We start from the raw sequence: 21,074 nt of genomic DNA, 5'->3' as shown, positions 1-21,074 counted from the left end.
AGCTTAAAGCGTCAATACCAAATTCTTGAACATAAATGAAGAGGAGGGGAAATTCGTGGATCGGGAATAACACACTTGCCACTCATGATAATCCTAAATTAAAAAATTCCATTGAAAGCTCAGATCGTCATTTTTTTAAGCTGCTTTGCCAGCCTCTCATACTTTTCTACTTCTTCTCTAGTCAGCGATGGTCCTACAGTCTCCATGGCCTTAAGGAAGTATTTGAACTCAACAGGTCTAGCTTCAAGTTTTTCCCTAAGAGCGAGCATCACTGCTTCTCTAACTAAAGCTTCCAGATCTGCGCCAGTGTAGCCTTCAGTCATGTCTGCCAGCTTTTCTAAATCTACATCACTTGCAAGAGGAACTTTTCTCGTATGTATTTTTAATATGTCTAACCTCGACTTTTTGTCTGGCGGAGGAATATACACCAATCTATCAAACCTTCCCGGTCTTAATAGAGCAGGATCTAGTATGTCTGGTCTGTTTGTAGCTCCAATAACAACAACGTTTGAAAGAGGTTGTATTCCGTCAATTTCCGTAAGTAATTGATTGACAATCCTATCTGTCACTCCAGAAGAATCATACCTTAATCCTCTTGCAGGAGTAATTGAATCAATTTCATCAAAGAAGATGACAGTCGGAGCGACCTGTCTTGCTCTCCTGAATATTTCCCTTATAGCTTTCTCACTCTCTCCAACCCACTTGCTCAACACCTCTGGACCTCTGACTGCTATAAAGTTCGCCTCGCTCTCAGTTGCAACAGCCTTAGCGAGCATCGTTTTCCCAGTACCAGGAGGTCCAAAGAGTAATACGCCTCTTGGAGGTCTTACTCCCATTTTTTCATATATCTCAGGGTACTTGAGAGGCCACTCAACTGCCTCTCTCAGCTGCTGTTTTGCCTCTTCAAGCCCACCTATATCGCTCCACTTAACATTTGGAACCTCTACATATATTTCTCTAATAAGCGACGGATTCACATCTTTAAGCGCATTCATAAAATCGCTCCATGTGACCTTTACATCTTTCAAAAGCTCAGGCTTAATCGGCTTGTCCAAATCTACTTTTTTCTCTTCGATAAACCTCCTAATAGTATTCATTGCTGCCTCTTTTACTAAAGCAGCAAGATCTGCTCCGGTAAATCCATGAGTTATAGCAGCGAGCTTATCAAGATCGACATCTTCAGCCAATGGAACGTTTCTTGTATGAACCATTAATATTTCTTTTCTGGCTTTAACATCTGGAGGGGCGATTTCTATTTCTCTATCAAACCTTCCCGGTCTTCTTAAAGCTGGATCGAGCGCATCTGGTCTGTTTGTAGCTCCAATAACAACAACTCTTCCTCTTTCCTTCAGACCATCCATAAGCGTTAACAATTGAGCGACGACCCTTCTTTCCACTTCACCGGTGACTTCCTCTCTTTTTGGTGCAATACTGTCAATTTCATCAATAAATATTATGGCAGGTGCATTTTCCTGTGCTTGCTGGAATATTTCCCTCAGCCTCTGTTCACTCTCTCCGTAGAACTTGCTCATAATCTCAGGACCATTTATTGCTACAAAGTAGGCTCCAATTTCATTTGCCAATGCTTTTGCGAGTAAGGTTTTTCCGGTTCCTGGAGGTCCATAGAGTAGAACTCCTTTGGGAGGCTCTATACCTAAATGCCTAAATAGTTGTGGTTGCCTCATGGGAAGTTCTACAATTTCCCTTAGCCTCCTTTTGGCTTCTTCTAAATCTCCGATGTCCTCCCAAGTAACTTTAGGAATTTCTCCTACTATTTCTCCCTCCTTCACCGGCTCTTCTCTTACTTGAATTTCTGTAGAACTTGTAACAAAGACATTTGTTGTGGGTTGTGTATTAGTAACAACAAATGTAAGCTCAGAGCCAAAGAATGAAAGCGGAACGATGATCGTTTCGCCTCTCTTCAGAGGTTTCCCGCTAAGCTCCTCTTTAAGTAAGTTTTCAAAGTATTCTACATAATCCTTACTAAGCTTGCCTTCTATACCAGTAGGTGCCAACACTATCTTTGTTGCCGGAGATGCTTCTGCCTTTCTAATTGTTACAGTCTCACCAACGCTAACACCTATCGCATTCCTTATTACACCATCAATTCTGATATAATCCTTATCTTCATCTTCTGGGTAAGCAGGCCAAACTTGAACTAATGTAGTTCCTTTTCTACCTTCTATTTCAATAAAGTCTCCAGAAGTAACTCCTAGTTTGCTCATTAACCTAAATGAAACCCTAGCCCTTTTCTTACCGACATCTCTTGATTTTGCTTCTGCTACAATAGCTCTAACTTCTTCGCTCATAATAACAACACCTTAAATTTAGAAGATTTGTCAAAAATATTAACTATATGCAAAAATATATAATTTACGCATATGTATTATTTTTCTATCCTTTTCCTAACAATAAGAATTGGTCCTTCTTTTTTCACTACAATAACCTCATCGCCAGGAGAAATACTTTCGCTTTCGCTTTTAGCTTTCCAGTATTCTCCATCAATTACTACAAAGCCTTCATTGTCAGGTGAAATAGGGTCAACTGCTTTCCCTAAAGCGCCCTCTAATTTCCATGAAAAAGGCTTCCTCCTTCTGACCGCTATTATTTTGTAAATGATGAAAGCGGTAATTGCCCCTAAAACTACTCCAACGGCATATGCGGAGTATAAAACACTCTGTGCATACTGCTCACTAAAAGAAAAACCTATTGATGTTGGTGCTAAAGCTATGCCAAGGACGATCATAACTATCCCAATCCCTCCTGCAACTCCAAAACTAGAAATGAAATGCTCTACAACCAATAAAATGCTCCCAAAGAGAATTAGTAATATGCTTGTTGCACTTATACTATAACCATTTCCTACAAATCCAAGAAGAAGTAGAAGAATGCCTGCAGGAACTACTCCTAGATGCCCTGAAAGTATGCCGAATAATATGATCATCATGCCTAAGGATAACATAAGTGTGGAAAGAGTAGGATCTGATATCGCATGCACAATATATTCTCTTATATTCATATCAAAATATTCTAATGTATAAGACGAAGTATTTATTATATATGTGATGTTTGTACCTGGGAGGTAAACCTGCGTTCCATTAATTTGCCTAAGAAGGTCGTCGATGTTATAAGCTATATAGTTAATAACATGATACTCCAGAGCCTCTTGAGGCCCCAAATTTAAATTTTCCAACACGAAATCATGTATTGACGTTAAATTTCTATCTTTATTTCCAGCATGCTCATCTAGAAACTTTAGTATCGGGTTGATTATTTTAGTATCATTCACTAATGTATATGTTCCAGTAGTAGGATCATATTCAATAGGTTGCATGGAACCTATTATTGTTCCCGGTTGCATTGCAGCTATATGTGTGCAGACAAAAATCAGTGTTCCAGCACTCTCCGCCCATTTATCTACTACGAATCCAATCACAGGAATGGTAGATTTATCGATATCTATAGCGATGTTCATCGCAGAATCGAGAAGACCTCCTGGAGTATTTAGATATATAACTAAAATCGCATGCTCTTTCTCTGCTACTGCAATTGCATTGCTTACATATTCTTCTACCGCCGAATCAATTACACCGCTAACAGTTATGACTATCACTCTGTTTCCTATAACATTATTGCTTTGAGCATATGAAATCTTACTCTCAGAAAAAAGCAAAAATAATAATAAAAAAACCACTATGAAAAACAATGCTTTAGCTTTCAGACTCATTTTATGTTTCACTTTCTGACTCACTTGAAGCTTTCATGGGAGAAGAGGTTGAAGTTTCTTTTCCACCTACCTGGATACCTTTTGTAAGACCTACTACGGTCCCAAGAATTTCACCCCTACTCTCTGGAGTCACAATTATCAGATTCTTCTCTCTAGCGATTTCAATAAGGGTTTGAAGCTCTCTAAGTCTCATAGCCATTGGATGAGATTCATAAAATGTTGCAGCTTCAGACATTATACTAGCAGACTGCCTCTCACCCTCTGCCTCAATTATTCTCGCCCTCCTAAACCGTTCGGCTTCAGCTTGCTTAGCTAATGCCCTTAACATTGTGTCCGGTAATTTTACCTCTTTTAAAGTAACTGCAGTCACTTTTATGCCCCAGGGATCGGTCAGCACGTCCAATATCCCCTGAATTCTCTTATTTAGCTCTTCTCTTTTTGAAAGAAGATCATCCAGCTCTACCTGCCCGATTACATCCCTCAAAGTTGTTTGCGCAAGCATGAGAACAGCATATGAGTAGTTTTCCACAGCCATAATAGCCTTTACTGGGTCTAGAACTTTATAATAGATTACTGCATCAACTCCTACTGAAACATTATCCCTCGTAACGCTCCTTTGCTCAGGAACATCAACCGCAACAATTCTCAAATCCACTTTTAAAAGCCTATCTACAAAAGGAATTATGAAGAAAAGTCCCGGACCTTTTGCTCCAAGTAGCCTTCCAAGCCTAAAGACAACAGCCCTCTCATATTCTCTGACTACTTTTATAGCCATTGAAAGGAAAATTATCAATATTATGATGATGAATATTATAGTTGTTAGGTTTGAAACTAAAGTATATGCATCCATAACTTTTCCCTTAATTAATTTAATTAAGAAAAATGGTTATATTTACTTTTTTATTTAAATAAAAGATGACAAAAGGTGATGGAAATGGAAAAGAAGTATAACCAAAATGAAAGAATGAAACTGGAAATCATATCTATGATAGACGAAAATCCCAGCAACTGGATAAAGGCAGCATATTTCTCCGATTCAGAAGTATCAAAAATTATGGAAATTTTATACAAGTTGTGGGAAGAGAATAACGAGAAAGGATTTCCAATTGATTACGCTTCAAATGAACAACTAAAAGCCCTATATTCAAAGGCAAAAAGGTACTCATCGATGAAAGAGGAGGAAGCAATGAAGACAGTATTAGAAAGAGTTGAAAAATAAGGGACTTTAGATTTTTATCGAATTCCTGATCCTTTCAATCAAGTTCTCTTTTGGTTCTAATGGAATTATTTTGATATCATTTTCCAATTTTTCCGGTATTATTTTTGAAATGCTTTCATCTGAAACTATTAATATAATTTTTGAATTTGTATCTAGCATCATAATTATATACTGCATAAGATCTACTACCATATCAAGCTTGTTTTTACTTAGCACATGTCCAACTACGTACCTATCTTTCTCTTTTGTAATTACAACTAAAGCCGCATATTCTATTCCGCTTTTTCCTAAGAGCATACTGTTGTAACTTATGTTAACATTTTCTCCCTTTAATCCTCTTAATCTTTCATATATTTCAACAATTTCCTGCGGAGTCTGTACTATGTTGAGATAGGAAGAAAACATCTTTAATGAAAAGTATGCGCTTTTTCCTTTTGGCGTCATTTTTATTATTTTCTGCTTTCCCTTACTTTCTTCTATTATCAGTCCATTTCTCTGAAGTATGTCGAGATATTTTTGAAGCATTTTGGAATTTAAGTTGGTCTTATACATCAAATGAGTCTTCTTTATCCCAAAATCTCCTCCACTGGAAATAACATTCATTATTTCATATAAGATTTCAGTGTCTGACCTATATTTTCTCTCTTCTTCTGTTTCGTTGGAAATAACGCATCATCCCCATTCGTTTTTTAATATTTTATTCATATGTAATTTTTGAAGATAATAAAATATTCGTTAAATTTATATTAATTATTAAGTTATAACTCTTTTATACCGACTTTAGCTGACCTCCTTACGCTCTGAAGAGCGAAACCTTTCAGTTGCAAAAAATCTTAAAAAGTGATATTTGCAAGCTCATTGAGTTGAGATAGAACTAATTTTCGAATTTCTTTTAAGTCCGGAAGAGGTTCGATCAATTTCCCATTTTCAATATATTTCTTTAATAAAAGCTTCGGCTCACTGCCATCTTCACATTTCTCAGGAGATTTGTTCCAAGGCAATATCTGGTCTTTAAATCCTGGGCATCTATAAATTTTCTTTGCACCTGGCAACTTACCTCTTTTTGTTCTAGGTATCCACTCTCCATTTTCATATACTTCAACGATGTCCATACTAATATCTACGCTTGGAGGAAATGCTATAGACGTCCCAACACCAAAAGCATCAACGATATCCTTAAGCTCATTAATATCTTCTTCATTTAACCCTCCACTTGCTATAATTTTTACATTTTTGAATCCATTAAGGTCTAGAGCCCATCTAACCTCTTCAATAATTTTTCTGAAATTCCCTCTTCGTGAGCTTGGAGTGTCTAGCCTAACACCATAAAGCTTTTTCCCTAAAGTTTTCATTGCAAGCTCAGTTTCTATTCTTTCATCCCAAAAAGTATCAACAAGTATTATTCTTGGAACGCTTTCATCTATATTTTCATCAAACAGCTTCCAAGCCTTAGCTTGATCGCCCACTATTATCATCAGGCTGTGGGGCATAGTTCCAGAAGGTTCTACTCCAAGATATTTTTTTGATAGAACCCCGCTGACAGAATCCGCGCCTCCTATCAAAGCTGCTCTATCTGCAAGTGGAGCAAGCGCTGGATGTAGAGATCTTAAACCGAAAAATAGAACCTGTTTATTTCCTGCTGCGTATTTTATTCTAGCGGTTTTCGTTGCGATGCTTGTGTAATGTCTTAAAATTCCCAATATTATAGACTCATAAAGTGCAAAATCATAGTATTCTCCTTCAATTAGCATTACAGGTTCTCTTTCCCTGAAAAGTATGCCTTCTGGCAACGCATAAACATCTACCTTGTGGTTTTCAAGAACATTAAGTGCCTCCTCTAATCCAGCAAATATAGCCCAGCTGTAATCTTTAGGTAGCCCATAAGTATGAAATTCTGCTCTGACTTTTTTGTCCTTTAATCCTGCACTTTCTAAAATTTTTTCAACTCTTGTAAAGTAGACATCTGTTGCCTCTCCATTTAAAATTTCCTCATCAGTGGCAATGTAGAATTTTCTTCTCAAAAATTTCACCTTTTCAAAAACTTGTTATATTAAAATAATTAAAATAAATTAATGAAGTTTTTATAACTTATATTAGTATTCTAAAGCTTTTCGAGGTCAATTATTTTGAGCGGGGAAGAAAATTTTCTTACTACCAGAGAAAAAATATATTTAATCCTCAAAAATTCTCCTATCCCTTTGACTGTTGAAGATATAATTAATATGCTTGGTTATTCAGTTAGAGAGAAAAGAAAAGTAGAAGAAGATATTGAGCATTTAGCCTTAAGCTTAAAAAGCAGAAGCAATGGTAAAGAAAGAATAGCAATTTTGCCTGCAAGATGTTTAAATTGCGGATACACTTTCAAAGACAACAGAAAGGCAAAAAGGCCATCGAAGTGTCCCAAGTGCAAGTCGTTCAGAATAGAAGGACCATGGTTTTATATAACTGAAAGCTCATCATCAATGAAAGGAAGTATATTATTGTAAGGATCTTTATAAAAAAGCTTAAACTTACAAAAATCTAAAAGGTCCCCCGGTCCGTGAAAAAATCATTTCCTGTGAAGGATCATTCCGCTAAAATCCGGTCATCCCTTTAATAAGTTCATATAGGCTCCCCCGTTTTTACATTATATCTTTTTACGGGAACTTTTAGCTTTTCTAAAAGCTTTTTTACTGCCCAAATGAGATGAGAACTCCCCCTTACTCTTCTAACCTTCATCTTTCTATATACGCATTCTAAAACAACGTCTCCATTATTGTTTATAACTTTGATTCTTCCGCTTATATGCCCCTTCAGGTTTTTTAAAAGATATACGTCTAGTATGTATGTTTTTTCATCTTGAGGAGGTTCTACGATGATCTTAAAAGCTTCACCCTTTCTGTATTTCGTCGTTATCTTTTCTTTTTTCAATTCCTGCACTTCTTTCACGTCATTTTCACTAACTAGAAATGACCAGTGATAAACTGCATGTTTTCCTGTGAGACTTTTAGATCTTTCTTTTATAAGCTCGATGTTCAGTACAAATCACCAAATCTTAATTAATTATAAGAATATCGTTATTTAACCTAATATCTGTAACATCCTTGACAATTAAAGTAATAGTGAAGCCGAAAATTCCGCTTGTAATTAGAACGCTATTTTTTATGCTGATTTGCCTGATATTCTTTTCTTTTCCAAGTTCTTCTCTTCTAACCATCTTACCGGTAGATTCGTCATATAAACTAATCTCTGCAGATATTCCTTCTTCAGAATTTGCTATTTTCAACATGCATAGCTCTCCCATTTTTCTCACCAGAGTATTACAATTAGAGCGCTATTCCTCTTAAGTCATATGGTGTATAATCAGTTATTTCAATGTTTACTTTCATCCCTAAAGAAACTTTTTTTCCTCCTTTCAGCACAATGCTTATGTAATTCTTTGTCCTAGCAATATAACTCTCTCTTTTTTCATCTTTTTCTACTACAACTCCCTCTATGATCTTACCAACATATTTTTCCATTTTTTTATTCAATACTTTCTCCAGCTCCTCCTTAAGTAAACTGCTTCTCTTCTTTTTAACAGAATCAGAAATCTGAGGCATTCGCGCTGATAGGGTGAAAGGTCTTGGTGTGTATTGTGCGATATGTACCCTATCGAACAAGCCGCTTACAACTACTTTCAATGTATTTTCAAAGGCCTCCTCACTCTCCCCTGGATGACCGACTATAATGTCTGTTGCTATTCTCAGGTCTTTAATTCTACTTCTGAATTCATTTACTACATATAGAGCATCTTCTATGCTATAGTCCCTTCCCATGATCTTCAGAACTTCATCGTCTCCGCTTTGTATTGGTAAATGCAAGAACTTAAATACATGCTCATATTCAAAAATTTTTACGAAATTTTCTAGATCTTTTTTTACTCCATCCGGATTCATCATCGCGATCCTTAGCATGTATTCCCCTTTAATCTCTTGGTTGATCGTTTCAACTAAATCTGGTAACAATGGTCTCCCTTTAAAATCAATCCCATAAACTGAAGCATCCTGACTAGAAAGCTGGATTTCGTAAACACCGTTTTCAACAAGATCCTTTATCGCTTTAAGGATTACTTTAGGCATTCTGCTTAAAAGTCTTCTCCTTGCTACCTTCGTAATACAAAAGTTACAGTTAGAAAGGCAGCCATCATTGAGGGGTACAATAGCAATATTGCCCGTCTTTACTATTGGAACGTTATAACGCTTGAATTCTTCATAGCCTAGGAAGTCCGTTTCGTAAAAAATAGCATCGACGATCCTGTTAGTTTCATACGGTGAAATTAAAACCGCATCAGGAAATCTTGATTTGATTAGATACGGTTGACTTCCTGGTATACAACCAGCTACTACTATTTTTGAATTCTTGTTAAGCTGTTTCACTTTTTCTATATATTCAATCGCCTTTTGGTCACTATCTTTTCTAACTGTACACGTATTGACTATAATAACATCAGCATTTTCTAAGTTGTCTATTTCTTCAAACCCTCTGCTTATAAGGATCTCTCTCATTAATTCGCTGTCACTCCTATTTAGCGCACAGCCAAAAGTCTTTATAAAAAACTTCATTGCAATTCACTATAATATCTATGCATTATTGACACTCTAACAAATAAAATTAATAAATGTATATCTAATTTTTCTAGCTGGATGTTTCGATTTTATTTGAGCAATTTTAACGAATTTTTAGTGAAAAGTGTTAAGACGGTTTTGACCCGTTCTTTCTTAAAGATAGGTAGAGTTCTATTAAAGCTTCGGCAAGAATCCTTCTAATAGAGCTTTCTTCTGACTTGCCGATTTTTTCTTTTGAATATAAAAATATCATTGGATGCTGACCGGCTCTATTAATCTGGCTTATAATAGATGATACATGCTCGATAGGTAATGCCTTACCATCAGACATCAGTGATAGACCTCCTAAGCTTTTAGGAGATATCCTCTGCGAGAAATATAGAGTTAACTCTATATCTTTTTTGAGTTTTTTGTTAATTTTTTCACCTAAGATTTTTTCAAGACAGCACTTTAAAGTATCGTAAGAGCTATTTTTAACTTTGCCGCATTCTTCGTTCAATTTTTCAAAACCCTCTGGCCATGTTTTTTTAACAACATCTAAGATTTCCACTGAAGAGCTCTGAAGTAGCTCTCCAGTCTTTTCCAAAACATCTATAGGTTTGATACGCTTCTCATTTTCAGACGACAATACTTCAAAGAGCTCGACTAGTAGATCTTCTTCTCTTTTGATAATCGAGTTGAACTTTGCTTTTCTATTTAATAGTGCATTAACATCCTCAGCAATTGAATTTGCATTAGCAGAAAGAGAATATCTTAGAATTATATCAATAAAGCTATCATCTATTCTAAGGCAAAACTTAGTAGTTGACTTGTATATATATTCAGGATGAAATAGTTCCCAGAAATTGTTTGGCAGATGTCCAAAAACTTTAAGAATTTTTTTCTTATTTTTGCTCCAATTTCTGCCTATTGTCTGCAAGGCATTTATGTACGAGAGTTCTAATGATATGACCTTATGGTGAAGATATACCCATTTATACATCATATATCTAGCATAAAATAGGTCTTCCAAATTGCTTATTATTTTCGTCGGAATGGAAATCTTTACTTTTCCTCCTTCATCATAAAGCATTAGACCGCTTATAAGCCTCTCAATATCAATAGCTCCAAAGGTAGCACCTGTGTTATATGCGTCCCTGACCAAATAATCGATCTTGTCAGCATCTATAATTTCGCCGGAAATTATTTGTTTCATGATGTTGTGAGCTTCCTTTTTAAAAAGCCTCCCCTCAATAGTATCATCATCTCTACAAAGAACAGCTTTCACCGATTTAAAAGCCTCAGAGAGCATTTTTATTGTCTGTTTAGGAAACTCTTCTTTTTTGAAACCTGTTAGTATGTCTTTTAGCAGTTTTTCTGAAAATATGCATCCATAATATTCATGCAATTTTAATTTTCTTTTTTCGGCTTTTTCAAAAATTTCGTTCATTTCTTCAGGCAATTCCCCGTTTTCATATGCAGTTTCAAGGGCGCTCTCTGTGACGTGGCTGTAAGGCAAGTGACCAACGTCATGAAGTAGCGCAGAAATTCTTGTTGCTAAGTAGAAAGCAGACTGATCTTTTCTGGAGCTGGAAGTTGGGAAAAGTTCAGAAATTATCCCAGGGCTGTTATTCATGAAAGAAGTCCAAATCATGCCCGCAACATGCATAGCACCTAAAGAGTGCTCGAACCTAGAGTGTTTCGCTTGTGGATAGACTAAATACGTAAAGCCCAATTGCTTAATGCCATGAAGTCTAAGCATTAAAGGGTGTTGAAGAATTTTATATTCTACGAAGTTAATTGGAATAAGCTTATGTACCGGATCTTTTATATAAGTCCTAGTTTTTAGCAAATTTTCAAAAGAAGTTTCTTCTTTTCGCATGTCTTCGCACTCCTTATTTAACAATTTAACAAACTAAAAAATCTCAACTTATGTATAAAAGTTTACCTAGAGTAAACTACCTTCATTTCTGCAGGGCTTTTGGGTTTCCAGCGACCTTCATGATTCACCTTTATATCTCCTTTGGGTGTTTACATAACCCTCGACCCTTACCTCTCGTTAAGGCAAGGGCTATGTTAATTGATGCATTCAGGCGATTTTGACTTCTGTTTTTTAGGGAATATCCCTAAAGCTTTCTATCTTTGTTATTTATACTTAACTTTTCGCCCTAAAGGATGTATCTCTCGTGAGCAAAAATGAATATTGTAATAAAAAAGTAATTAAGCTTATTTGCTCATGATTCAGTCAAATATCTTAAGATGGAATCTACTATTACAGTTACAATCGTAGAATTGCTTTCAATATTCTCTGCTAATTTTTGTGAAGCATACACATTAGCACCAGAGGAATAACCGGCAAGAATCCCTTTTCTTCTTTTGCTAATTTTTCCGTCATTTCTTTTGCATCTGAAAATTTTACTTCAATTAAGCCATCCAAGATTTTTTTATCAAGAAGGCCCGGAATATCTTTATGCATTAAACCTTCTATTCTTTCATAACCTTTTCCCCTGCAAGTCTAGAACCTTCCGGTATTATGCCAATAATTTTTTTGTCCTTTTCTTTCAAGTATCTTCCAACTTCCATTACATTCCCCTTGTTCCAATTCCCATCACAAAAGCGTCAATTTTTCCATTCATTTGACTCCATATTTCTGGACCTGTTGTTTCATAATGTGCCCTGAAGTTATTTTTATCTTCGTATTGGTTCAAAAAAACTCCTCCTTTCTCTTCGGCGATCTTTTTTTGCTTATTTGATATAATAATCATCAGCATCCTTATCATCTGAACCGTAAAATATTTCAGCTCCTAAAATCTTTATTAATTTAACTTTTGCTACACTAGTTTGCCGGGAAACTACAATTATTGGATTAAGACCTAATTTTCTCGCTACAAATGCAACATATATAGCAGTATTTCCACTCGAAGCTTCAACTATATATTCTCCTAGTTTGAGATTATGCTCTTTGATTGCAGAACTTACCATGTATAGAGCTATTCTATCTTTGTGACTGCCAGTAGGATTGAGTTATTCGAGCTTCACAAATAATCTGTAATTTTTTTAGTTTGATTTTATTTAGTTCTAAAACAGGTATTTTGACTATAAGTTTAAGGATATCAAGAGTTTCTGCAGTCAAAAAAAAGAATAACATATTTTTTATCCTCCTGGGGCTCCGTGATATGGGCTATCTCTCCAAACCATATTCCAGAAATCTGTTTCAGAAAATGTCTCTTTTTTTGCAATGTCTTCCTTGACAGTAAGTAGAAGCTTATGGTGCTTTTCTTCATCTTCGTATATGATAGCGGCTAATAACCTAACCCTAGGATCTTTTATGTTATTTAGAATTTTTCTAGATTCTTCTATCATTTTTGCTTCTGTTGTTATATGTTCATTTATGGTACGTTCAATCAGCCGAAAGTCCTCTTCCGAAATAAAAGGCTGTTCGTTGCTTAATAGCTCTGATATCGTTTCATACAATGTGGCATGCTTCTCAGAATCTTTTGAGAGTGATTCAAAAATAGAACTCAAAGCCTTATGCTTTATCTTCTTTGAGAGCTCCAAAAGGATTTTAGCATATTCTTTTTCTAAAATTGCGAATTCCTTCACTTCTTTCTTAATTTCTTCTTCAACCAACTTTATTTCCCCTCCAATATAGCTATTCCTCTCGCATCCTTTACTTTTAAAGCGAGCTTTTCCCTTGCTCTAAAGTTGTGGTAACCCTTTTCTGGACCGAGATATCTTATTTCACTGTCAATGCCAATTACTAATTCCAGAATTCTGGGCTGCAATGAAACTATTATGGTCACATTATCAGGTAAAATCGGAAGAATAACTATATTATCAATAAAAGCTTTGATCCTCTCAAGATCTGTAGTTCCAGTTTTATCGCTTATTGCCAAAAGCTTCACATATTTTTTCGGGCTTATAAACAATGCAAATGGCTTAGTTGCTCCTGATCTTAAAATCTCCGTAAAAGCATTAGCTATATCATTTACAGACTGAGACGGTTCATTCCACTCGTCAACTGGTAACTTTATCGTACCTTCGCGATTCAATATAGTCTCAAGTATCAAGCGATCTTCATTATTAGATAGTTCCAACGCAGATCTGTATAAGTCGGGAGCCTCCAATTCCCCGTTTTTATCTATAGAATCTATTGACATTTGCGAGACTATAAAATAAGACTCTATCTCATTTAGAGGAATTATTTCTCTTTCTCCTTTTTCATCACTTTTCTCAACAAATATAGCCTGAGTGCCTTTTTCGATTCTTTTTATAGGTAAATATTTTCTGAAAATCCTCATTTCTTCAAGAGCTTTTTGATATTCATTTACAACAATAGAAAGAAAATCTCCATTACTGTTCTTAACCTTATTTTCTTCTTTCTTTTCCTCATTGGATACTAAGTTGCTTGGGTCATCTTTTATGTTCATAGAAGTTAGCTCCTTTACTTCTTTGAGTCCAGCCTCAAGCTCACTCTTTTGTTCCGCATCTAAAGAATTAAGAAGTGCAAGGAATTCTCCGACATGAGTTTTCTCTTCCTTAGCTACGTCTTCAAAAACTTTCTTAACGTTCTCATCTTCAACAGACTTTGAAAGTTGCAAATATAGATTTATTGCGTCCAATTCAGCAATTATCGAAAGCCTCAACGCATCGGCAATTTCATTAGCTTTTAATTTCCTATCCATAGGAATTTCCAATGGATTTTTAGATAACATTTTTTACACCTTGTATTTTATTAATTTCTTAATAATTATAAAAATTCAAAATATATATTTTTAGGAAAAATTAATTTTAGGAAATGATTATAGTGGGATTATCCTTTAAAAAACCTTTAAACGCTCTTTCACCTACTGGATTATCAGGTATCTTAATCGCCTCGATTCTGACCTCCTTCCCGCCTTAAAAGGCGAGGCTTTCAGTTGTAAAAAGAAAAACAGAATTATCTTTTATTTTTTGGAGGAGTTTTTGGTCTTTGTTCGTAAGGTTCTATATCTTCATATTCATCAGTTTTTTCTAGTACTTGAGATGGGTCGCTTTCAAATAGCAGCCCTTTTTCTTTTGCATATTTTAACAAAACCTCTTCGTCTATATCGGTAATTTTCTTTATCCCATCTATATCGATTCCATTTTTGCTCAAGTATGAAATTAAATCTTCAAGAAGACCCGCAGAAATTATAGATTCTATTATTTCGTCTTTAATTGAATTCTGTCCCAAAGTTAATTTCACCCTTTTAGATTTAAGAATCAAAAATTTATTTAGTCGCAATTATAGTCAAAAGATATTTGTTAATATTAGTTTTATTCATACTAATATAAATTTCTGATGTTCATACTATTATGCTTAAAATTTCATTTATAAAATATTGCAGATTATGAATTTAACATAGTGGTGAAGCATAAGTGAAAGAATGTACAAAAGCTAAATACTTAAGGGAAAAAAGAGAGCTCGTATGTTACACTGGAGAAAAGCTGGATTTTTATGAAACTGTATACATGTGCAAAAAAGGAAAGATTATTATAACTGACGAAGACCAAAAAACTTTAGAATGGTACGACATCGTTTTAGATAGATCTCAATTAGAGAATAATGCCTGGATTCTATTTTCTGTATACTATGATCTGCGAGAAAGAGGCAGAATATTGAAGTATGGACCTTTTCAAAACAGCTTTACTCTTTATCAGAATAATAAGCCAATTAGCTTAGTATTTGTATATGAAGAAACTTTTGAATTTAAGGTTTCTACTCTTCTAGATTTATTAGATGCGGCTAAGAGACTAAATAGAGAAGCGATTTTAGCTGTAGTAGATAAACACGGAGACGTATCTTACTATACATTTGAAAAGTTTTCATGAGCTTCTTTTGTATTGATAAAAATATTATTTAATACTATGTTGTATTGATAATAATAAAATGGGGAAGTATTTTGGTTCGGACATTTGTGGCAATAGAGGTTAATGATCCAAATGTTGTCTCGAAAATTATTAACATTGAAGAGCAGATGCTATCATTAAAAGTTCCTATGAAAGTTGTAGAAAAGGAGAATCTTCATATAACTCTTGCATTCATCGGAGAAATTAGTGAAGACACTCTTCAAGATGCAATAGAAGCAATTAAAGAAATAGAGCATACGAAAATTAAAGCAAAACTCAAGGGAATTGGAGCTTTTCCAAATTCAAACTCGCCGAGAGTTGTTTGGATAGGAGTTGACGATAAAGCGAGCATCTCTATTATGGAGTTGTACAAAAAGGTATCAAGTAGCTTAGTAGCTCATAAAGTTCCTTTTGAAAGGGAAAAGGACTTTACCCCCCATCTTACTATTGCGAGAATAAAGGGGAGAGAAAATATCAAAAGGCTCGCGAGCTTTATAAATGAGTTTTCAAGTATTGAAATTGGCGAAGTAGTTTTCGACAAATTAAAACTTAAAAAAAGCACACTTACGCCAAAAGGTCCAATATATGATGATATACTATCAAAAGACCTTAGGGAAGGATAGATAATGACCCTTTCTTCTATTGAAGTTGAAATTTTAAAAAAAATAAAGCCGACTGATGAAGATAGGGCTAAGGCAAATGCTATTTTTAATATAGTAAAAAACAAGATAATTGAAGGATTGAAAGCGAGTAACGAAAAATTTGAGGTATTGCTTGAAGGAAGCATAGCTAAGGATACATGGCTCAGAACAAGCCCTGAAATGGACGTTTTTATCGTTTTTGAAAATGAGCTTGATAAAAAAGACTTTGAATCCATTGTTAATAAATTGGCGAGTATTTTAAATGAATATGAACCTGCAAAGCAATATGCCGAGCATCCTTACCTAACAATAAAAGTGGATGAGTACAACGTCGACATTGTTCCAGCTATTAAATACGAAAAAGGAAAGAGAACTAAAACAGCTGTGGATAGAACCCCTCTTCATACGCTTTTTATACTTGAAAATACCACTCCGGAGCTTAGGGATGAAATTAGAGTTGCAAAAAAGTTTGCAAGAAGTATTGGTGTTTATGGAGCAGAGACAAAAATCGAGGGATTTTCTGGATACTTGATTGAGCTTTTAACAATAAAATATGGAGGTTTCAGAGAGCTACTGAATAAAGCATCTGAGTGGAGAATCCCCATAAAGATATCATTTTCAAGTAGCGAATCAATAAAGCGTCTCTTAAGCAAATATGAGAATTGTCCTATGATAGTCGAAGACCCTACAGATAGTGAAAGAAATGTTGCAGCTGCAGTATCAAAAAGAAAAATATTTGAATTTTCTTCTGCTTCGAAGCTTTATTTAAAGAAACCAACGCTTTATTTCTTCGAAGAGGATAATGATGAAAAAGTCATCAGTACAATAAATTTTGAATCGCTTGAGCCTTACTATAAAAACGTTGTAATAATCGAGTTTGAAATCCGTAAAGAAATTAGTAAAGATGTTATATGGGGAGAGCTAAAAAGAATGAGCAAAAATGCCTTTAATATCTTGAAGAATGAGGGGTTTGATGTCGTCAAATGCGAACCTTGGAGCGATGAGAAAAAGGAAGCATACATTGCTTGTTTACTAACATCAATATTTTTGCCAAGTAAAAACGTGTCTATAGGTCCGCCTATGTTCTTTAAAGAGCATTTCTTCGCATTTATTAATGAGCACATTTTAAGACCCGTTGAAGGACCGTGGATAGGTGATGACGGTAGATTATGGTCACTTAATGAGAGAAAGTTTTTAAATGCACTACAGCTCCTCTTGGAAAGAAAAAAGGAAATTGCTATTTCTGATTTTGCAGACTCTTTGGTTGACATGTATATTCTTTCTTGGAGAACTGAAAAACTCTCAGGAAAAAGAGGTGTTTGGCTAAAGACATTTATTATGAACAAGCCCAAATGGATTATGCCATATTACCTTTCTATATTCGAAGAAAAAATATCTTCTTTGAAAAGCTCGAAATATTCAGACACAATTAAAGGCGCTTAAGTTTAAGATGAGATTAATGGAGAGTTTGAAATACGTAATTTGTTTTCCTTTTAATGACAAATATGCAAAAAAATGCCTGGAAATTGAGGAAGTAATTGAAAAAATCTTAGACCTAGAGGGGAGAAAATTAACACTTCTAGCTAAAGGAACAGACTCAATTGTTCTATCGCTGGATGAAAAATACGCTTTAAAGGTAGTAAGATTAGATAGAGAAATTTCGCTATTAAAAGAAGGAATGTCATTATATATATTGGAAAGAAACTTTAAAAAAACAGGGATAAAAATTGCGCCTGAACTATATTCTTTTTCAAAGTATCACGTATTAATGGAGAGAATAAACGGAATTTCAATCTCAGACTTTATTTTTAGTGCAAGCGAAGATGAGTTAAAAGATGCCTTAAGAAGTTTGCTGATCTATTCTTTAAAATTAGACTCGATCAGATTATCTCATAATGAGCTCAGCCGGCCTTATCACCATGTTTTCTTTATCAAAAATCGCGAAAAGATAACTCCAATTTTCTTAGATTTCGGTAGCTCAACTATAAACGGAAATAACTCAAATTTTTTACAAATATCTTCAGCTCTTTTCCTTTCGAAATCTAGAATTAATGAAAGGATTACCAAGAGTTTTAAAATCGATGAGATAAAACAAAACAAGCTAAGAGAACTATTAATTTTGTATAAAAACTGCTTCAAAAAAAGATGTATGCAAGAAGAAATAGAAAAAGTAATTGAGAAGATTTTAAATATTATTTTTCGACAGGAATCTTAACTTTGTCTAATTCTCCTTTGTATACGCTCGTATCTAATATACTTGAAAGCACGTATAAGCTACCTCCTACAGATACTGGGAGCATATTTTTCTTTACTGCAGTCGATAATGAAGTTATCACGATATCCTCTTGTGACGGTTTTGACAACTTACTACCGCATTTTGGACAAACTGACCCATATTTTCCAATTATTTCATTTAATGAAGGAATGCCAATATAATCTTGACCGACATGCTCTAAATAATGAAAAACATATCCGCAATTTTTACATTTATATACGATTGGCAAGATATCACCATTTTTATTTAAGGAATTAAAAAAAGAAATGAATGACGATAAGGGTATTACCTTTACTTTTTTTGTATTACCTTAATGAGTGTCATGAGTTTGAAATTTTGAAAAGATAGAAATTTTCAAATTTATAAAGTAATACCAACTGTTTTATGGACGGAATTTCGTCATGCCGTTTTTATATATAATTAAACTTCACTTAGTAAAATCTTCATTAATAATAAAGATCAACAATAAAAGCGTGAAATGATATGAATGGTTTCAATATAGTTGGGCTAAAGGAAATCGTGCAAATCCTAAAGAACAACTCCGCTGCGAAAAAAGCATTAGACGAAAAATTCGATAATGAAAATATCATGATAATTGACTATTACAATGAAGAAGTAAGTATAGGTAACAGCATTGAAAAAACAAGAAAAATCCTGTGGAGCGAAGCCACAACACCTATGAAAAATACTAGCTGGTTACCCATTAAAACTATTCATGAAACAAACACAAAAATATCTGCAAGCAACATTATAGGTATAGTCAACCCTTTTCCAATAACATTCATTCAAGAAATTGAGGGTGAAAAATACTTTTTCAAAGGAGAGGGAACTGGCCCATATGAGCTGAACGATAACGATAGAAATGTTAAAAAAATAAGTAGAAAAAACCAAACAAAAATTGGAAAAGAGCTTAACATTGGTCCAATAAATATAAATTTTAATGAGAGCTGTGAAAAAACCCTCACGCCTGAGATCACATATTACTTCTGTAGCGGAAACGAGTTATTTATGTTTAAAGAGGGGAATATGTTTCAAGTTAATAAAAAATCAGATATAAGAATTAACACAATATCTATAAACTCTTTAGTACAGTGGATCCAGCCGTATAGAATTGTTATCGACACTCTTTCTCACGGAGAAAAGCTATCGAGCAATTTTATTATTCTATCGCAGCCTTCTTTCTCAATAACCTTTGCATCTTTATATCCAATAACTCTCAAACACGAAGAAAAAGAAATATTTGTAGAAAACAGAGGAAAAACGATCATTTCACTTGATACACTTCCAAATTACTCATTGTTAAGTTATCTAAGAGTATTTGTTGATGAGAACAACCTGTTTTCTTCAAAGTTACCAAAAGTTCAGATAAATGACCCTTCCACCTTCTTACACAGCCAAAAAATTAAAGATCTAAGCGAAAGAGAGTTTGAGTATGAATTATATGCATGCAATGTCCTGAGCTACGATAAAGTATTAAGAATTTATGTGAAGCCGCCTTTTTACATGAGAGAATTTTATATAAATAATATAGAACAAAATCCTGAGAAAATTAGTGTTGATACAAATACTATCGTTTTGCCTCTTCCCAAATATAAATGCCTGAAAATTAAATTAATAGCAAGAGAAAAGATCAAATTATAAAATAACGATTTAAAATTAATTCCAGATGCTGGGAGATATGAGAAAGCTTATATTAATTACAGGAATGCCAGGTTCTGGAAAGTCGATAGTTTCAAGCTACTTTAAAAGCAGAGGTTATACCGTCTATTCTATGGGCGACATAGTTAGAAATATTGCGGAAGAAAGAGGCGTAGAAAAAACTTTAGAAAATCTACTGTCAATTGCCCAAGAGATAAGAAATAAGTATGGTCCGAGTGGGGTAGCTAAGCTAATGATACCTATTCTTGAAAAAGAAAAATCCGAGACGGTTGTTATTGATGGAGTGAGAAGCATAAACGAAATTGGTGAATTTAAAAAGGTGAGCAAATGCATAAACATTATAGCTGTGTACTCGCCTCCTTATATGCGATTTGAAAGGCTACTTTATAGAGGCAGACCTGGTGATCCTAGGAGCTTTGAAGAGCTCATTGAAAGAGATCTGAAAGAGCTAAGCTTCGGAATTGGCAATGTAATATCTTTAAGTGATTTCATGATAATTAATGATGAATCGCCCAGTAAAGTCATAGATTACCTGAAAAGTAAGGAGGATGAAATATGCAATTGCAAGAAAGAGTCCGTATGGAAATACCTGTAAAACCTACAGAAAGTGAAAAGAATCTAGCCTTGCTGGTTGAAAAAATTATGGAGCCAGAAGAGATATATAGTGAAGATTTAGGTATAGAGAAAAAAATTGTAGCGAGATCTAAGTGCATTTCAAGCCTGAAGAAAATGCACTACTTGCTTAGAAGCGAGAGGATATTAGATTCGGCAAGAAGATATCTAAAGGAAGGTGTAGCTGATAAGATGATAGTTGTAATGTTACACAAACAAGCATTAGCGGCTGGAAGGATTTCTTTTGTAAGTGAAGAAAGAGAATCTCCCCTTGGTGCTGTTAAGCTCTATATATATCATGATAATCCTCACGATGTCATAGATTGGTTGGCACCTCCAACTAGAAAAGGAAGACCGGTTTTTGAAAGAGGAGTACCAGAACCTGACTGCTATTGATTTTCTCTGAATCTCTATCCTTTTTAAAGCATATAAATCTTTTGAATATTGCTAAATACTTAATAAGCCAAGGTTAAATAAATGTTGGGGAATATGATCCCTCTAAAGA

24 protein-coding genes and 1 pseudogene are annotated in these 21,074 nt (G+C 34.6%); 9 read left to right on the top strand and 16 right to left on the bottom strand.

The annotated features are described in order from the left end of the window. Nucleotides 1-119: 119 nt before the first annotated feature. The 3 genes from FFONT_RS05795 to FFONT_RS05785 form a co-directional block, all read right to left on the bottom strand. Entirely contained in the window at nt 120-2,309 is a 2,190-nt protein-coding gene (locus FFONT_RS05795) for a CDC48 family AAA ATPase (RefSeq protein ID WP_014558303.1), read from the bottom strand. A gap of 77 nt (nt 2,310-2,386) precedes the next feature. Then, nucleotides 2,387-3,727, bottom strand: coding sequence for an NfeD family protein (locus FFONT_RS05790; RefSeq protein WP_014558302.1), 1,341 nt, complete (start codon nt 3,725-3,727; stop codon nt 2,387-2,389). Nucleotide 3,728: 1 nt separating this feature from the next. Further along, entirely contained in the window at nt 3,729-4,577 is an 849-nt protein-coding gene (locus FFONT_RS05785) for a slipin family protein (protein WP_014558301.1), read from the bottom strand. An 84-nt stretch (nt 4,578-4,661) separates the two neighbouring features. Between FFONT_RS05785 and FFONT_RS05780 the strand changes: the two genes are divergently transcribed. Continuing rightward, nucleotides 4,662-4,946 carry a hypothetical protein gene (locus FFONT_RS05780; protein WP_148683731.1) on the top strand — a complete coding sequence of 95 codons (285 nt, stop codon included), beginning with the start codon at nt 4,662-4,664 and terminating at the stop codon, nt 4,944-4,946. 6 nt (nt 4,947-4,952) lie between these two features. On the opposite strand, the gene sso10a is transcribed toward FFONT_RS05780, so the two are convergent. After that, the gene (sso10a, locus tag FFONT_RS05775; RefSeq protein ID WP_280101547.1) at nt 4,953-5,612 is read right to left on the bottom strand and encodes an Sso10a family chromatin protein; all 660 of its coding nucleotides are present in this window, start codon (nt 5,610-5,612) and stop codon (nt 4,953-4,955) included. A 167-nt stretch (nt 5,613-5,779) separates the two neighbouring features. Beyond that, nucleotides 5,780-6,976, bottom strand: coding sequence for a nicotinate phosphoribosyltransferase (locus FFONT_RS05770; RefSeq protein WP_014558298.1), 1,197 nt, complete (start codon nt 6,974-6,976; stop codon nt 5,780-5,782). Between the two features lie 96 nt (nt 6,977-7,072). On the opposite strand from FFONT_RS05770, the gene FFONT_RS05765 reads away from it, so the two are divergent. Continuing rightward, a complete protein-coding gene (locus FFONT_RS05765; RefSeq protein WP_014558297.1) occupies nt 7,073-7,432 on the top strand; it encodes a transcriptional regulator in 360 nt (119 codons plus the stop codon). 115 nt (nt 7,433-7,547) lie between these two features. Here FFONT_RS05765 and FFONT_RS05760 read toward each other — a convergent pair whose 3' ends face one another. The 10 genes and pseudogenes from FFONT_RS05760 to FFONT_RS05720 all read right to left on the bottom strand — a co-directional run bounded on the left by FFONT_RS05760 (nt 7,548) and on the right by FFONT_RS05720 (nt 14,726). Continuing rightward, complete coding sequence (locus FFONT_RS05760) at nt 7,548-7,874, bottom strand: hypothetical protein (protein ID WP_014558296.1); 327 nt, start codon at nt 7,872-7,874, stop codon at nt 7,548-7,550. 106 nt (nt 7,875-7,980) lie between these two features. Continuing rightward, nucleotides 7,981-8,229, bottom strand: coding sequence for a hypothetical protein (locus FFONT_RS05755; protein ID WP_148683729.1), 249 nt, complete (start codon nt 8,227-8,229; stop codon nt 7,981-7,983). Nucleotides 8,230-8,251: 22 nt separating this feature from the next. Then, a complete protein-coding gene (locus FFONT_RS05750; protein WP_014558294.1) occupies nt 8,252-9,529 on the bottom strand; it encodes a tRNA (N(6)-L-threonylcarbamoyladenosine(37)-C(2))-methylthiotransferase in 1,278 nt (425 codons plus the stop codon). 130 nt (nt 9,530-9,659) lie between these two features. Next, the gene (locus FFONT_RS05745) at nt 9,660-11,393 is read right to left on the bottom strand and encodes an HD domain-containing protein (protein ID WP_148683728.1); all 1,734 of its coding nucleotides are present in this window, start codon (nt 11,391-11,393) and stop codon (nt 9,660-9,662) included. 429 nt (nt 11,394-11,822) lie between these two features. Next, entirely contained in the window at nt 11,823-11,987 is a 165-nt protein-coding gene (locus FFONT_RS07015) for a hypothetical protein (protein WP_014558292.1), read from the bottom strand. A gap of 106 nt (nt 11,988-12,093) precedes the next feature. Then, complete coding sequence (locus FFONT_RS07250; protein WP_014558291.1) at nt 12,094-12,276, bottom strand: pyridoxal-phosphate dependent enzyme; 183 nt, start codon at nt 12,274-12,276, stop codon at nt 12,094-12,096. After that, nucleotides 12,257-12,523 (bottom strand): annotated as a pseudogene (locus FFONT_RS07245) (pyridoxal-phosphate dependent enzyme); the annotation flags it as partial. The pseudogene FFONT_RS07245 and the gene FFONT_RS07250, both read right to left, overlap by 20 nt. Before the next feature lie 141 nt (nt 12,524-12,664). Beyond that, nucleotides 12,665-13,141: a ferritin family protein gene (locus FFONT_RS05730; RefSeq protein WP_014558289.1), complete on the bottom strand. Its 477-nt coding sequence runs from the start codon at nt 13,139-13,141 to the stop codon at nt 12,665-12,667. A 2-nt stretch (nt 13,142-13,143) separates the two neighbouring features. Beyond that, complete coding sequence (locus FFONT_RS05725) at nt 13,144-14,226, bottom strand: encapsulin (protein WP_014558288.1); 1,083 nt, start codon at nt 14,224-14,226, stop codon at nt 13,144-13,146. A gap of 224 nt (nt 14,227-14,450) precedes the next feature. Then, entirely contained in the window at nt 14,451-14,726 is a 276-nt protein-coding gene (locus FFONT_RS05720) for a hypothetical protein (protein WP_148683726.1), read from the bottom strand. 185 nt (nt 14,727-14,911) lie between these two features. Here FFONT_RS05720 and FFONT_RS05715 point away from each other — a divergent pair, with 185 nt between their 5' ends. From FFONT_RS05715 to FFONT_RS05700, 4 genes are all read left to right on the top strand, one after another. Beyond that, the gene (locus FFONT_RS05715; RefSeq protein ID WP_014558286.1) at nt 14,912-15,364 is read left to right on the top strand and encodes a tRNA-splicing endonuclease subunit beta; all 453 of its coding nucleotides are present in this window, start codon (nt 14,912-14,914) and stop codon (nt 15,362-15,364) included. 71 nt (nt 15,365-15,435) lie between these two features. Next, nucleotides 15,436-16,005 carry an RNA 2',3'-cyclic phosphodiesterase gene (thpR, locus tag FFONT_RS05710; protein WP_158308324.1) on the top strand — a complete coding sequence of 190 codons (570 nt, stop codon included), beginning with the start codon at nt 15,436-15,438 and terminating at the stop codon, nt 16,003-16,005. 3 nt (nt 16,006-16,008) lie between these two features. Further along, complete coding sequence (gene cca / locus FFONT_RS05705; protein ID WP_014558284.1) at nt 16,009-17,466, top strand: CCA tRNA nucleotidyltransferase; 1,458 nt, start codon at nt 16,009-16,011, stop codon at nt 17,464-17,466. A gap of 16 nt (nt 17,467-17,482) precedes the next feature. Next, nucleotides 17,483-18,238: a hypothetical protein gene (locus FFONT_RS05700; protein WP_148683724.1), complete on the top strand. Its 756-nt coding sequence runs from the start codon at nt 17,483-17,485 to the stop codon at nt 18,236-18,238. On the opposite strand, the gene FFONT_RS05695 is transcribed toward FFONT_RS05700, so the two are convergent. After that, complete coding sequence (locus tag FFONT_RS05695) at nt 18,216-18,527, bottom strand: hypothetical protein (RefSeq protein WP_148683723.1); 312 nt, start codon at nt 18,525-18,527, stop codon at nt 18,216-18,218. The two genes, FFONT_RS05700 and FFONT_RS05695, sit on opposite strands and share 23 nt — an antisense overlap. A 254-nt stretch (nt 18,528-18,781) precedes the next feature. Here FFONT_RS05695 and FFONT_RS05690 point away from each other — a divergent pair, with 254 nt between their 5' ends. From FFONT_RS05690 to FFONT_RS05680, 3 genes are read left to right on the top strand one after another with little or no spacing between them, the layout of a single operon-like run. Next, nucleotides 18,782-19,939 carry a hypothetical protein gene (locus FFONT_RS05690; protein WP_014558281.1) on the top strand — a complete coding sequence of 386 codons (1,158 nt, stop codon included), beginning with the start codon at nt 18,782-18,784 and terminating at the stop codon, nt 19,937-19,939. A gap of 37 nt (nt 19,940-19,976) precedes the next feature. Beyond that, nucleotides 19,977-20,552, top strand: a complete 576-nt coding sequence (locus FFONT_RS05685) for an AAA family ATPase (protein ID WP_148683722.1) — start codon at nt 19,977-19,979, stop codon at nt 20,550-20,552. Then, nucleotides 20,513-20,965: an RNA-binding domain-containing protein gene (locus FFONT_RS05680; protein WP_148683721.1), complete on the top strand. Its 453-nt coding sequence runs from the start codon at nt 20,513-20,515 to the stop codon at nt 20,963-20,965. Before FFONT_RS05685 ends, FFONT_RS05680 begins: the two co-directional genes overlap by 40 nt. The last annotated feature ends 109 nt before the right edge of the window (nt 20,966-21,074 follow it).

It is taken from the genome of Fervidicoccus fontis Kam940 (assembly GCF_000258425.1).
GTDB classification, from domain to species: Archaea; Thermoproteota; Thermoprotei_A; order Sulfolobales; family Fervidicoccaceae; genus Fervidicoccus; species Fervidicoccus fontis.
This window is presented reverse-complemented; position numbering and strand designations above follow the sequence as displayed.

Coding starts and splice junctions, on each gene's coding strand:
- FFONT_RS07250 (WP_014558291.1), bottom strand. CDS start 12,276: ATGATTATTATATCAAATAAGCAAAAAAAGATCGCCGAAGAGAAAGGA.
- FFONT_RS05750 (WP_014558294.1), bottom strand. CDS start 9,529: ATGAAGTTTTTTATAAAGACTTTTGGCTGTGCGCTAAATAGGAGTGAC.
- FFONT_RS05680 (WP_148683721.1), top strand. CDS start 20,513: ATGCAATTGCAAGAAAGAGTCCGTATGGAAATACCTGTAAAACCTACA.
- FFONT_RS05780 (WP_148683731.1), top strand. CDS start 4,662: ATGGAAAAGAAGTATAACCAAAATGAAAGAATGAAACTGGAAATCATA.
- FFONT_RS05725 (WP_014558288.1), bottom strand. CDS start 14,226: ATGTTATCTAAAAATCCATTGGAAATTCCTATGGATAGGAAATTAAAA.
- FFONT_RS05700 (WP_148683724.1), top strand. CDS start 17,483: ATGGAGAGTTTGAAATACGTAATTTGTTTTCCTTTTAATGACAAATAT.
- FFONT_RS05685 (WP_148683722.1), top strand. CDS start 19,977: ATGAGAAAGCTTATATTAATTACAGGAATGCCAGGTTCTGGAAAGTCG.
- FFONT_RS07015 (WP_014558292.1), bottom strand. CDS start 11,987: ATGCATAAAGATATTCCGGGCCTTCTTGATAAAAAAATCTTGGATGGC.
- cca (WP_014558284.1), top strand. CDS start 16,009: ATGACCCTTTCTTCTATTGAAGTTGAAATTTTAAAAAAAATAAAGCCG.
- FFONT_RS05785 (WP_014558301.1), bottom strand. CDS start 4,577: ATGGATGCATATACTTTAGTTTCAAACCTAACAACTATAATATTCATC.
- FFONT_RS05690 (WP_014558281.1), top strand. CDS start 18,782: ATGAATGGTTTCAATATAGTTGGGCTAAAGGAAATCGTGCAAATCCTA.
- FFONT_RS05795 (WP_014558303.1), bottom strand. CDS start 2,309: ATGAGCGAAGAAGTTAGAGCTATTGTAGCAGAAGCAAAATCAAGAGAT.
- FFONT_RS05745 (WP_148683728.1), bottom strand. CDS start 11,393: ATGCGAAAAGAAGAAACTTCTTTTGAAAATTTGCTAAAAACTAGGACT.
- FFONT_RS05755 (WP_148683729.1), bottom strand. CDS start 8,229: ATGGGAGAGCTATGCATGTTGAAAATAGCAAATTCTGAAGAAGGAATA.
- FFONT_RS05790 (WP_014558302.1), bottom strand. CDS start 3,727: ATGAGTCTGAAAGCTAAAGCATTGTTTTTCATAGTGGTTTTTTTATTA.